11 protein-coding genes are annotated in these 12089 nt (G+C 66.3%); 2 read left to right on the forward strand and 9 right to left on the reverse strand.

Annotation, left to right across the window (positions count from 1 at the left end):
• Positions 1-21: 21 nt before the first annotated feature.
• The 7 genes from DL238_RS02715 to pepN all read right to left on the reverse strand — a co-directional run bounded on the left by DL238_RS02715 (position 22) and on the right by pepN (position 8945).
• Entirely contained in the window at positions 22-1878 is a 1857-nt protein-coding gene (locus DL238_RS02715) for a cation:proton antiporter (RefSeq protein WP_115490848.1), read from the reverse strand.
• A gap of 78 nt (positions 1879-1956) precedes the next feature.
• A complete protein-coding gene (locus tag DL238_RS02720; protein ID WP_234030932.1) occupies positions 1957-2478 on the reverse strand; it encodes an adenine phosphoribosyltransferase in 522 nt (173 codons plus the stop codon).
• Between the two features lie 67 nt (positions 2479-2545).
• The gene (locus DL238_RS02725) at positions 2546-3388 is read right to left on the reverse strand and encodes a cytochrome c1 (RefSeq protein ID WP_115490850.1); all 843 of its coding nucleotides are present in this window, start codon (positions 3386-3388) and stop codon (positions 2546-2548) included.
• Between the two features lie 29 nt (positions 3389-3417).
• Positions 3418-4707, reverse strand: a complete 1290-nt coding sequence (locus DL238_RS02730) for a cytochrome b (protein ID WP_115490851.1) — start codon at positions 4705-4707, stop codon at positions 3418-3420.
• A 12-nt stretch (positions 4708-4719) separates the two neighbouring features.
• Positions 4720-5316 (reverse strand): ubiquinol-cytochrome c reductase iron-sulfur subunit, encoded by a 597-nt coding sequence (gene petA / locus DL238_RS02735; RefSeq protein ID WP_181883794.1) that lies wholly within the window; start codon positions 5314-5316, stop codon positions 4720-4722.
• 226 nt (positions 5317-5542) lie between these two features.
• The gene (gene pgeF / locus DL238_RS02740) at positions 5543-6310 is read right to left on the reverse strand and encodes a peptidoglycan editing factor PgeF (RefSeq protein ID WP_234030933.1); all 768 of its coding nucleotides are present in this window, start codon (positions 6308-6310) and stop codon (positions 5543-5545) included.
• Positions 6303-8945 carry an aminopeptidase N gene (gene pepN, locus DL238_RS02745; protein WP_115490853.1) on the reverse strand — a complete coding sequence of 881 codons (2643 nt, stop codon included), beginning with the start codon at positions 8943-8945 and terminating at the stop codon, positions 6303-6305. The genes pgeF and pepN overlap by 8 nt, the downstream gene beginning before the upstream one ends.
• A gap of 61 nt (positions 8946-9006) precedes the next feature.
• On the opposite strand from pepN, the gene DL238_RS02750 reads away from it, so the two are divergent.
• Entirely contained in the window at positions 9007-9801 is a 795-nt protein-coding gene (locus DL238_RS02750; protein WP_115490854.1) for a Rossmann-fold NAD(P)-binding domain-containing protein, read from the forward strand.
• On the opposite strand, the gene DL238_RS02755 is transcribed toward DL238_RS02750, so the two are convergent.
• On the reverse strand, positions 9773-10729 hold the full coding sequence (locus tag DL238_RS02755; RefSeq protein WP_115490855.1) for a DMT family transporter: 957 nt from the start codon (positions 10727-10729) through the stop codon (positions 9773-9775). The genes DL238_RS02750 and DL238_RS02755 overlap by 29 nt on opposite strands.
• Positions 10726-11721: a threonine aldolase family protein gene (locus DL238_RS02760; RefSeq protein WP_115492736.1), complete on the reverse strand. Its 996-nt coding sequence runs from the start codon at positions 11719-11721 to the stop codon at positions 10726-10728. The genes DL238_RS02755 and DL238_RS02760 overlap by 4 nt, the downstream gene beginning before the upstream one ends.
• 59 nt (positions 11722-11780) lie before the next feature.
• Here DL238_RS02760 and DL238_RS02765 point away from each other — a divergent pair, with 59 nt between their 5' ends.
• Entirely contained in the window at positions 11781-12086 is a 306-nt protein-coding gene (locus DL238_RS02765) for a GNAT family N-acetyltransferase (RefSeq protein WP_115490856.1), read from the forward strand.
• Positions 12087-12089: the final 3 nt, after the last annotated feature.

Here is a 12089-nt window from a genome sequence, read left to right on the forward strand (position 1 = left end):
CCAGCCTCCCTGTTCTTTCGTTCATGCGGGCTTCGCCTTCCCGGCCGCAGGATCATTGGCCCGCTTTGCCGATTCCGCCTCCGCCCTCTTCAGCTGTTGAGGTGAATAGGTAATGACGATGTCGCCCGCCCGCGGCTCGGGCTTGGCGGCGTGGGTGAAGAAACGCATCACGCCGTTTTCGCGCAGCAGCAGGAGCATCTGGGCCTTGTCGCCCAGCTTCTCGCGCGCATCGTCGATGGTGAATTCCTCGGTCAGCTTGGTCCGGCGGAAGGTCCACCCTTCCTGCTGCCGCTGCTCCACTTCGGCCACCCCGAAACCCGAGGCGAACAGCGCGCGCCCGCGCAATGATTCGGGCAGCGCGCGCCGATCGTCGTCGGCCGCTTCGCCCAGCTGGTAGACGCTGTCGCGACCGATCTCGTAGGCGAACTCGTTGCAGACGAGGGCATTGTACGCCTCGTTCTCGGTCGCGGCGACGAGCACCTCGTAAGGGTTGAGGTCGAGGTTGTGCTCGGTCGCTTCGTTCAGGATTTCGCCGTGGTAATAGGGCAGGCCCTCGCGCCGCGCCGCGGCGAGACGCTGCCAGCTCGAATCGACGATCATAACCGGCGTGCCCAGCGCATGCATCTGCTTGGCGAGCGCGATCGTCCACGAGGTGCTGCCCGCGATCAGCAGCCCGGGACGCGCCGTGCCCCTCACCTTCAAGAGCCTCGCGGCGAGGTTGATGGTAAAGCCATGCGCCACGATCGTCGCGACCACGACCGCGAAGCTGAGGCCGATCAGCACGTTGCCGTCGCCATAGCCCAGCTCGCTCAGGCGCAGGGCGAACAGGCCCGAGATCGCGACGAGCACGATCCCGCGCGGGGCGATCCACGCGAGGAACAGGCGCTCGTTCCAGGGTATGTTGCTGCCCAGCAGGCTGATGAGGACCGTGGCAGGCCGCACGAAGAACAGCAGCACGACCAGGAACGCGCCGAAGCGCCAGTTGAGATATTGCAGGTCGTCCCACGACAGCGAGGCGGACAGCAGGATGAAAATTCCCGAAACCAGCAGGACCGCGATGTTTTCCTTGAACGGGTGAATGCTGCGCAGCGAAGAGACGTCCATGTTGGCGAGCGCGACGCCCATTACGGTGACGGCGACCAGCCCCGCCTCGTGCTCGATCATGTTGCACAGCACGAAGACCGCGATCACCATCGAGAAGAGCACCGGCACCTTCAGATATTCGGGCACCGCACCGCGCGGGAAGAGAAACGCGATGAGCCAGGCGGCGGCATAGCCGATGACGCCCGAAATCAGTGCGGCGAAGATCAGCGGCGGCACCACTTCGAACAACGAAGCGCCCGGTGCCTCGGCAACCTTTCGGAAATATTCGTAGGCGATGACCGCGGCGAGAGCGCCGGTCGGATCGTTGACGATCGCTTCCCACTTTAGGATCGAGGCGGGCCGCGTCTGGACCGAGGATTGGCGCAGCAGCGGCAGGACCACCGTGGGGCCCGTCACCACCAGAATACCGCCGAAAAGAATGGCCACCGGCCACACGATCCCGGCGACGTAGTAGCCCGAGATCGCGCCGAGCGCCCAGCCGACGATCACGCCGATCGTAGCCAGCCGCCAGACGGCGCTGCCCGAATGTCGCAATTCGCGGAAATCGAGGCTCAGGCCGCCTTCGAACAGGATCAGTGCAACCCCGATGCCGATCATTGGCTCGAGCAGCGATCCGAAAGTGGCTTCGGGGTCGAACAGGCCGAGCACCGGTCCCGCGAGAAATCCTGCGGCGAGCATCAGGACGATCGCGGGCCAGCCGGTCCGCCATGCGATCCACTGCGCACCGATGCCCAGCGCGCCGATTGCGGCAATCACCAGTGCGCTCGATTCCATGGCCAGATCAGTCCCCCTTAGACCCGCACTCAACGGCAGGGCTGCCGATTGTGTTCCGGCGCCCGCCTTTTGGCAAGGTCACTCGCCTTCGAAGGCGAGCAGCGTGGACACTTCGACACCCGCATCGCGCAGGCGCCGTGCGCCGCCCAGGTCGGGCAGATCGACGACGAAGTGCGCTGCCGCGACGTCCGCCCCGGCGAGCCTGACGAGCTGCGTTGCGGCAAGAGCGGTGCCGCCGGTCGCGATCAGATCGTCGACCAGCGCCACTTTGGCATCAGCGGGGATAGCGCCCGGATCGAGTTCGAGCCGGTCGCTGCCATATTCGAGGGCATAGTCGACGCCGATGGTCTCGATCGGCAGCTTGCCGGGCTTGCGGATCGGCACGAAACCGAGGTCCGCCTCGATCGCCACCGCCGCGCCGAAAATGAAGCCGCGCGCTTCCATCCCGGCGACGAGCGTCGCGCCCGACGCCTGCACCTGCTCGGCGAGCATCGCCACGCTGGTCCGCAGCGCGGCGGGGTTGCTCAGCAGCGTGGTGATGTCGCGGAACTGGATGCCCGGCTTGGGGAAGTCGGGGACCGTGCGGATGCTGGCACGCAATTGCTCTGCCGAAAGCAGCTCGCGCCCCGAGACGCGCTCTGCCTTGGGTGCATCCGCCCGGATCGGATCAGTCCTTCTTCGGCTTCACGCTGGACCAGATCTGGCGCTTGGCGAAATAGGCCAGCACGGTCGCGAAGAGCAGGAAGATCAGCACCGGCCAGCCGGTCTGCTTGCGCTCGATCAGCTTGGGCTCGGCCGTCCAGGTCAGGAATGCGGCCACGTCCTGCGACATCTGGTCGACGCTCGCTTCGGTGCCGTCGTCGTAGGTCACCTGCCCGTCGGACAGCTGCGGCGGCATGCCGATCACCAGCGATGCGAAGTAGGGGTTGTAGTAGCCCGATTCGGGAATGACGAAATCGGGGAACTCCTCGGCCAGCTCGGCCGGGGGATCGGTGTAGCCCGCCAGCAGCGACGCGACATAGTTCGTGCCGTCGTGACGCGCCTTCGTCATCAGCGAGAGGTCGGGCGGAATCTTCCCGCCATTCGCGGCAGAGGCCTGCACGGCGTTGGCATAGGGCGAGGGGAAATAGTCGGTCGGCTCCCCGGGGCGGGAAATCTGCTCGCCAGTATTGGGGTCGACGCCCGGAACCTGCTTGCTCGCCGCGAAGGTTTCCACCTGCGCTTCGCTGTAGCCGAGATCCTGGAGATCGCGGAAAGCGACGTAGTTCAGGCTGTGGCAGGCCGAACAGACTTCGCTGTAGACCTTCAGGCCGCGCTGCAGCTGGGCGGTGTCCCAGGTCCCGGCGACGCCTTCGAACTGGAAGTCGAAATCGCGCGGATGCTTGTGAAACTCGTGCTCGGCCGACTCCACCTTTTCTTCGGTGAGGAAGGTGGTCGCGCCCGCGACGAACGAGATCAGCGCCACGCCGGCAAATACGAGTCCCGCAAGGGCAGCTAGAATGCGGATCATCTGAAGTTCCTAATCTCTTATCCGTCGTCTCAGGTGGCGGGCTGGGTGTTTTCGCCCAGCACGGCCTTCTTGTCCGAACCCAGCACGGCCTCCGTGATCGAGAAAGGCAGCGGCTTGGGCTTCTCGATCGACGAGACGACCGGCAGGATCACGAGGAAGTGCAGGAAGTAGTACGCCGTCGCGAGCTGGCTGAGCATCACGTAGGGCTCCGCCGCTTCCTTGCCGCCGAGGTAGAACAGCAGCAGCATGTCGGCCACGAAGATCCAGAAGAAGGTCCGGAACAGCGGGCGGTAGTGGCCGCTGCGGACCTTCGAACGATCGAGCCAGGGCAGCAGGAACCAGATCAGGATCGCGCTGAACATGGCGAGCACGCCCCACAGCTTGGCGGGCAGGATCAGGTCGAAGGTGAAGGCGCGCAGGATCGCGTAGAACGGATAGAAATACCATTCGGGCACGATGTGCGCGGGCGTCGAAAGCGGGTTCGCCTCGATATAGTTGTCCGGGTGGCCCAGCACGTTCGGCATGAAGAACACGAAGATGCAGTACAGGATCAGGAAGATGCCCAGCCCGAAACCGTCCTTCGCCGTGTAATAGGGGTGGAACGGCACGGTGTCGCTTTCGCTCTTCACCTCGACCCCGGTCGGGTTCGACGACCCCGGAATGTGCAGCGCCCAGATGTGCAGGATGACGACACCCGCGATCACGAAGGGCAGCAGGAAGTGCAGGCTGAAGAAGCGGTTGAGCGCGGCGTTGTCGGGCGCATAGCCGCCCAGCAGCCACACCTGGATCGGCTCGCCGACCAGCGGAATGGCGGAGAACAGCCCGGTAATCACCTTGGCGCCCCAGAAGCTCATCTGGCCCCACGGCAACACGTAACCCATGAAGGCGGTCGCCATCGCGAGCAGGAAGATGACCACGCCGAGCAGCCAGATCATCTCGCGCGGGGCCTTGTACGAGGAGTAGAAGAAGCCGCGGAAGATGTGGAGATAGAGCACGAGGAAGAAGAAGCTGGCGCCGTTGGCGTGCATGTAGCGCATCATCCAGCCCCAGTTGACGTCGCGCATGATGTGCTCGACCGTGCCGAAGGCGACCTGCGCATTGGCGGCGTAGTGCATCGCCAGGATGACGCCGGTGACGATCTGCAGGACAAGACAGAAGCCCGCCAGAACGCCGAAATTCCACATGTAATTGAGATTGCGCGGCACGGGGTAGCCCGCGCCGACCGCGTTATAGACGAAACGCGGCAGGGGCAGCTTCTCGTCCACCCACTTGGTGAACCCGCTCGCCGGGGTATATTCCTTGGCCCAGGGAAAACTCATCGCATCTCTCTCTTAAGCTTCGCCGACCACGATCGTGGTGTCCGAGGTGAAGGAGTAATCCGGCACTTCGAGATTGGTCGGCGCGGGGCCCTTGCGAATGCGGGCCGCGGTATCGAACTGCGAGCCGTGGCAGGGGCAGAAATATCCGCCGAACTCGCCCTTGTTCTCGCCTTCGGCGGCGCCCAGCGGGACGCAGCCGAGGTGGGTGCACACGCCCATCGTCACCAGCAGGTCGGTATGGCCCGGCTTGGTCCGGTCTGCCAGGCTCTGCGGATCGCGCAGCGAGCTCAGCGGCACGGCGTTGGCCGCTTCCATTTCCGCAGGCGTCAGGCGGCGGACGAACAGCGGCTGCTTGCGGAACACCGCCTTGATGGCCTGGCCCGGTTCGATCGCGGAAACATCGACCTCGGTCGTGCTTTCGGCCAGCACGTCGGCCGAGGGCGCCATCTGGCTGATCATCGGGTAGATCACCGCCACGCCGCCGACGCCGGCCGCGCTCAGCGCGGCGATGTTGATGAAGTCGCGGCGGCGCACGCCGCCAGCGCCCATGTCGGTGGTATCGCCGTGTTCTTGGGGTTCCGCGGCTGCGGCACCGGTTGCGTCTGCCATCGTTCCTGCCTTGTCGCGAGCGCGATTGCCCATTCCGAATGGGCCGCGCCCCGTGTTACTCTACCGTGGGAATGCGGGCGTCAGGCCCGGCACGGTGGGCACCGGAGGGCAGTGCCCCCTTCCCATTAGCGGGGGCTGTTAGCGCCTAAGCCCCATGCTGCCAATGGCCTTTTGCGCAATTGGCATGCGCAAGCGTGCAAGAAGATACCGACTTTGGGGAAGCCGACTAGCGCAGCCCGATAAACGCGCCCTGCCGCCCGTAGGTCGCTTCACCGCGATGGGTGGCGCGGCGGAAGGAGTAGAACGCACCGGGCGCGGCATAGGTATCGAGCGCGAGGTCCTCCACCTGCCCGACACCTGCAGCGTGCAGGCGCGATGCGATGAAGCCGGGAAGGTCGAACTGGAAATGGCCCGGCTTTCCATCCGCGAAGAAGGCCTGCGTGGCAGCGTCGTCCGCAAGGAAGGCGTCGCGAAAGCCCGCGTCCACTTCGTAGCTGGCCTGCGCGATGGTCGGCCCGATGGCGGCCACGATCCGGCCCCTGTCCGCGCCGAGCGACACCATCGTCTCGACCGTATTGCCGAGCACGCCGTCCTTCGCCCCGCGCCAGCCCGCATGCGTGGCGGCCACCACGCCCGCTTTGGCATCGGCGAGCAGGATCGGGCCGCAATCGGCGGTGACCACGCCGACCAGCAGGCCCGGCGTGGCGGTGACCAGCGCATCGACGCGCGGGCGCGCATCGCCCTCGACCGGTTCGGAGACGGTGGCGACGTCCGCCGAATGGATCTGGTAGGGCATCGCGAGCTGCGCGCCCGGCAGCACCGCCGCGATCGCGCGGCGCCGGTTCTCGGCGACGGCTTCCGGATCGTCCTCGGCCCCGTAGCCGAGTTGCAATCCCGCGACCGTCCCGGTCGAGACGCCGCCCTCTCTGCCGAAGAAGCCGTGCGCTACGCCATCGAGAACGCCGGCGCGGTAGGGAGCCGGTTCCTCAGCCAAGACTTGCCTCGACCTGTTCGGCGACATCGCGGGAAAGCTTGGGCGCGGCCGCAATCCGCTCCAGCTCGGCCCGCATCAGCGCGGCGCGCTTCGGCTCGACCCGGCGGAACCGCCCGAGCGAAGGGACGAACCGCGCCGCCAGCTGCGGATTGCGCAGATTGAGCTCGAGAATGACGTCGGCGATCATGCGATAGCCCGCGCCGCTTGCATCGTGAAAGGCCACCGGATTGCCCGCCATCGCGGCATAAAGCGCGCGGGCACGGTTGGGATTGGCCATCGTGAAGGCCTGATGCTGCGCCAGCCGCTCGACATCCTCCAGCACCCCGTCGCGAAGAGCCGAGGCCTGCAGGGTGAACCATTTGTCGACCACCAGCGCATTGTCGCTGAACCGGTCGTAAAAGTCGCCCAGCGCCGCATCGCGCTCCGGACCATCGAGCCCTGCAAGCACTGCCAGCGCGCCCTGCCGGTCGGTCATGCCGGGCGCGTCGCGATATTGCGCGGCAGCCCGCTTTGCGCCCTCGGCCGGGTCGGCCGCCGCGATGTAGCCGAGCGCGAGCGAACGCATCCGGCGGGCCTGCTTGCCCGCCAGCCCGGCTTCGCGCGAGCGCGCCTCCAGATCGTCGTGGAGCGCGGCGAAGCGATCGGCGAACCGCTCGCCCAGCCACGTCTTGAGCCCCTCGCGCCGTTCGACCATCGCGCCCGGATCGTAGGACTGCGATCGCTCGGCCAGATAGGCGAAGGGCGGCAAAGTGAGCAGCTCGGCACGCATCTCGTGGTCGAGCGAGCCGTCGTCGAGGATCGCATCGGCAGCGATCCCGATGGCTTCGCGCGCATCCTCGTCAGGCTCGTCGAGCAGATAGCCCAGCAGCAGCTCCTGCATCGCCTCGTGCCGGGCGAAGCTGTCGTCGTCCTTCGCCGCAAGGAACACCAGATCGTCGCGCGCAATCTCGCGCTCGATCGCGACCGGCGCGGTGAAGCCCCGGTTGATCGAAAGGATCGGCGGGCTGGAATGGCCCTCGAAGGTGAAGCTCTGCTCTTCCTCGTTCAGGACGATCAGCTGCTCGCCCGAATGGGTTCCGCCCTCGCGATCGAACAGCGCGACGCGCAGCGGAATCGGCACGGGCGCCTTGTCCGGCTGTCCTGGCGTCGCAGGCACGCTCTGTCGCACGGTCAGCACCGTCTCGCTGCCCTTGTGCATCTGTTGAAGCACGATGTGCGGCGTTCCGGCCTGCTCGTACCAGCGGCGGAATTGCGTGAGGTCGAGCCCCGCGCCATCCTCCATCGCGCGCACGAAATCCTCGCAGGTCGCGGCCTCGCCATCGTGCCGTTCGAAATAGAGATCGCTGCCTTTGCGGAAAGCGTCCTCCCCCGCCATCGAGCGCATCATCCGGATCACCTCGGCGCCTTTGTTGTAGACGGTCGCGGTGTAGAAGTTACTGATTTCCTTATAGGAATCAGGCCTGATCGGGTGTGCGAAAGGCCCGCTGTCCTCGGGGAACTGAACCGCGCGCAGCACCTTCACATCGCCGATCCGCTTGATCGCAGCCCCGTGCAGATCCTGGCTGAACAGCTGGTCGCGCAGCACGGTGAAGCCTTCCTTGAGGCTCAGCTGGAACCAGTCCCGGCAGGTCACGCGGTTGCCCGACCAGTTGTGGAAATACTCGTGCCCGATCACGCCCTCGACCGCGTCGAAATCGGCGTCGGTCGCGGTTTCCTCGTCCGCCAGCACGTATTTCGTGTTGAAGATATTGAGGCCCTTGTTCTCCATCGCGCCCATGTTGAAATCGCCGACCGCGACGATGTTGAACACGTCCAGGTCGTATTCGCGCCCGAAGGTCTTCTCGTCCCATTCCATCGAGCGTTTGAGCGATTCCATCGCGTGCTCCGTGCGCGCGAGATCCTCCTCGCGGACCCAGACGCCCAACTGCACCTCGCGCCCGCTCCTGGTCGTGAAGCTATCGGTGCGCGCGACCAGATCGCCCGCCACCAGAGCGAAAAGATAGGACGGCTTGGGCCACGGATCGTGCCACTCGGCGAAGTGCCGCCCGCCGTCGAGCGTGCCCTCGCCGGTGAGGTTGCCGTTCGACAGGAGCACGGGGAACGCCTCGCGGTCCCCCTCCATCCGCACGGTATAGACCGAGAGGACATCGGGCCGGTCGGGGAAGAAGGTGATGCGGCGGAAACCCTCGGCCTCGCATTGCGTGCACAGCATTCCGCCGCTGGCATAGAGCCCCATCAGCTGCGTGTTCTCGGACGGCGCGATGCGCGTGACGATGGTCAGCTTTTGCGCGCCCTGCCCCACCGGCACGACCAGCGACTCGCCCTCCCGCCGCCAGTCGTCGCGCGGACTACCGTCGACCGCGACGCTTTCGAGCACCAGCCCGTCGCCGTCGAGGCGGATTTCGTCCGAGGGTTCGGCATCGGGATTGGGCTCGATAGTCAGCGTCGCTTCCACCCGCGTGGTCTCGAGCCCCAGATCGAAGTCGAGCCGGATTTCGGGTACGCGCCAGGCGTAAGGCTGGTAATCCTCGCGCCGTATGACGGCGGGGGCTTGCGGATCGGGTGCAGCGTCGGGCAGCACAGGCGCCCCGGAGGGGGCGTTCGTGGCGGTCTGCGGATTGCTGGGCTGGTCCATCACTCTCTCGTTCCTTTGCGCCCTATTGTTTCTTGGGCCATTTATGGCAGCACGCGGGGCGATGCCAAAACTCTTCATCTTCGGGCTCGGCTACACGGCCAAGCGGATCGCGCATGGCGTGCAATCGCTTGGGTGGGAAGTGGTTGCGACCGGCAGCGACGGCAAGCTTTCCTTCGACGATGCGGGCGGCGTCCGTGCCGCGCTCGCCTCGGCCACCCACGTGCTGTCCTCCGTCCCGCCCGATCGCGAGAGCGGCCTCGATCCGGTGCTGAGCACCTATGGCCGCGAGTTTCCGCGCGCCTGGTATGGCTACCTGTCCTCCACCGGTGTCTACGGCGATGCCGCTGGCGCGTGGGTGGACGAATCCTCCCCCACCGGGACCGGGCGGCGATCCGCGCGGTCCGATGCGGACGCGCTGTGGCTGGAGCTGGGCGCTCGGGTCTTCCGCCTGCCGGGCATCTACGGACCCGGACGCAGCATTTTCGAGCGGATACGAGAAGGCAAGGCGCACCGGATCGACATGCCCGGGCAGGTCTTCAGCCGCGTGCATGTGGACGATATCGCCAGCGGCGTGATTGCTGCGCTGACCGGCGATGCACCCAAAGGCGCCTACAACCTCGGCGACGATCTCCCCGCGAGCCAGAACGCCGTAGTGGAGGAAGCCTGCGCGTTGCTGGGGGTCGAGCCGCCGCCGCTGCTCACTCTGGAGGAGGCCGACCTGTCGCCCATGGCGCGCGGTTTCTATGCGGAGAACCGCCGGGTCGCGAACGGCAAGGCGAAACGCGTGCTCGGTTGGGAGCCCGAATATCCGACCTACCGGGAAGGCCTCAGGGCACTGCTGCCCCCTCGGCCTTGACGATCGCGGGCTTGCGCCTGCGCGCCCGCAGCGCCAGCACCATGCCTATCACCGCCAGGCCCATCCCGCTCGCGGTCAGCCAGGTCCAGCGATAATCCTCGAACAAGGTCGAGAGCAGCATCGCGACCGAAATGGTGAGGATCGAGTTATAGGCGGTGCGCCCCGCGCCGATCTCGCGCACGAGATTATAGTGCAGCGGGAAGGTCACCACCGATCCGATCAGCGCGAGATAGACGATCCCCGCCCAGTAACCGGGTGCAGCGGGCACCGGCGGCGGGCCCGCCGTGACCCACGCGAAGCCGAGGTCGAACAGCGTGCCGTACAGCATCGCCCAGGCCAGCAGGCTGACCATCGGCACCGCGCGCCCGGTCGGGTTGGCTTGCACCACATTGGCGACCGATGCGGCGAGAATGCCGAGCAGCGCCAGCCCGATGCCGAGCAGCACGTTCCCGCCCAGCACGCCGGCATCGGGATTGGCCCGCCACTCGTGCACCAGCAGGAACGAGACGCCGATAATCGCGACCGCACTGCCGAGGACGAATCCACCCTGCACCCGCTCGCCAAGGAAGGCGCGTGCGAACAGCGCATTGGGGACCATCAGCAGGCCGAACATCATCGCGACGATGCCCGAGGTCACATAAAGCTCGGCATGGTAGACGAACAGGAAATTGCCGCTGAACTGGAACAGCCCCACCACCAGCGCGAGGAGATGCTCGGGCCGGGTCAGCTTCAACCGCCGCTTCATCAGCGCCGCGACGAGGAACAGCGCCGGGGTGGCAAGCGCGAAGCGGTAGAAGACCGACCAGGCCGCCGGGACACCGTCGATCTGGCCGGTGATGACGAGCCAGGTCGACCCCCAGATCGAACCTGTGATGAGAAACGGCAGGATGACGCGGGGCCGAAGCATCCCGCCTGCGGGATCGCTCATAGGTCGGCGATTGCCTGGCCGAGCGCGCGCGCCTCGCCCAGATCGCTGTCCCACGAGGCGACGAAGCGCGCGGCATCGGCGCCCCAGTCGTAGAACTGGTAGCCGATCCCGCGAAGCACCTCGCGTTCATCGGGCGAGAGCCGGATGAAGACCTCGTTGGCCTCGACCGGATGCATCAGCCGCTCGCCGCCCTGTTCGGCAATCGCCTGCGCCGCGGCATTGGCGGCGCGCGCATTGTCGAGCCACAGGTCGCCCTCGATCATCGCCAGCAGCTGCGCGGCGAGGAAGCGGCCCTTGCTCTGCATGTGGCCCGAACGCTTGCGGCGATACCGGACGACGTCCGCCATAACCGGATCGAAAAAGAGGATCGCTTCGGCGTTCATCGCGCCATTCTTGACGCAGCCGAAGCTGAGCGCGTCGATATCGCCCGCAGCCTCTGCCGCGGAGGCGCCCAGAAACGCCGCCGCATTGGCGAAGCGCGCGCCATCCATGTGCACTCCGAGGCCCCGCTGCCGGGCGAGCGCGGATATCGCCGCGATCTCTTCGGCGCGATACACCCGTCCATATTCGCTCGCCTGCGTGATCGAGATCGCATGCGGTTGCACCTGGTGCACATCGTCGCGGATCGGCTCGATCACCGCCGAGATCGCCTCGGGCGCCAGCTTCGCGCCCTCGCCTTGCGCCAGCATCAGTTTCGCGCCGTGGAGGAAGAAGCCGGGCGCCCCGCCCTCGTCCATCTCGATATGCGCCTCACGGTGGCACACCACGCCGCCGTGCGGCGGCACCATCGCACTCAGCGCGAGGCAGTTGGCGGCCGTCCCGGTCGCCACCCACAGCGCCGTGACCTCGCGTCCGAACAACGCGCCGAACGCCTCGTCCAGCCGCTGCGACAGCGCATCGCCATCATAGGGGAAATCGTCTGCATCGGCAGCACGCAGCGCCTCCCACACCCTGGGGTGGACGCGCGCGGCATTGTCGGAAAGGAATCGCATCGGAACGCGCTGACGCAGCGCAGCGTTCGATGCAAGCGTATCGAAAGGACACTGCGACAATGCCGAGTACCACCATCACCCATCATGTCATCGGCCAGGGCGGCAAGTACGTCGCCCATCTCCAGGGCGAGGATGCCCAGGGCACGCTTGAGTGGGAGCCCGGGAGCGATAGTGCCGGCAAGGACGTGCGGGTCGCCACGCACACAATCGTGCCCGAGGCGATCGGCGGGCGTGGTGTCGCCGCCGAACTGGTCGACCGGTTCGTGGCCGATGCGCGCGAGCAGGATTTCCTGATCCGGCCCGATTGCTCCTACGTCGCGAAAAAGTTCGACGAAAACCCTGGGTGGAAGGACCTGCGGGTCTGATCG

The sequence above is a fragment of the Alteriqipengyuania lutimaris genome, assembly GCF_003363135.1.
GTDB classification, from domain to species: domain Bacteria; phylum Pseudomonadota; class Alphaproteobacteria; order Sphingomonadales; family Sphingomonadaceae; genus Alteriqipengyuania; species Alteriqipengyuania lutimaris.

What these genes read in the sequence shown, in the direction of transcription:
- DL238_RS02755 (WP_115490855.1), bottom strand. Translation starts at nt 10,729, where the DNA reads ATGAGCGATCCCGCAGGCGGGATGCTTCGGCCCCGCGTCATCCTGCCG.
- DL238_RS02750 (WP_115490854.1), top strand. Translation starts at nt 9,007, where the DNA reads ATGCCAAAACTCTTCATCTTCGGGCTCGGCTACACGGCCAAGCGGATC.
- DL238_RS02725 (WP_115490850.1), bottom strand. Translation starts at nt 3,388, where the DNA reads ATGATCCGCATTCTAGCTGCCCTTGCGGGACTCGTATTTGCCGGCGTG.
- DL238_RS02760 (WP_115492736.1), bottom strand. Translation starts at nt 11,721, where the DNA reads ATGCGATTCCTTTCCGACAATGCCGCGCGCGTCCACCCCAGGGTGTGG.
- DL238_RS02765 (WP_115490856.1), top strand. Translation starts at nt 11,781, where the DNA reads ATGCCGAGTACCACCATCACCCATCATGTCATCGGCCAGGGCGGCAAG.
- pepN (WP_115490853.1), bottom strand. Translation starts at nt 8,945, where the DNA reads ATGGACCAGCCCAGCAATCCGCAGACCGCCACGAACGCCCCCTCCGGG.
- DL238_RS02730 (WP_115490851.1), bottom strand. Translation starts at nt 4,707, where the DNA reads ATGAGTTTTCCCTGGGCCAAGGAATATACCCCGGCGAGCGGGTTCACC.
- DL238_RS02715 (WP_115490848.1), bottom strand. Translation starts at nt 1,878, where the DNA reads ATGGAATCGAGCGCACTGGTGATTGCCGCAATCGGCGCGCTGGGCATC.
- petA (WP_181883794.1), bottom strand. Translation starts at nt 5,316, where the DNA reads ATGGCAGACGCAACCGGTGCCGCAGCCGCGGAACCCCAAGAACACGGC.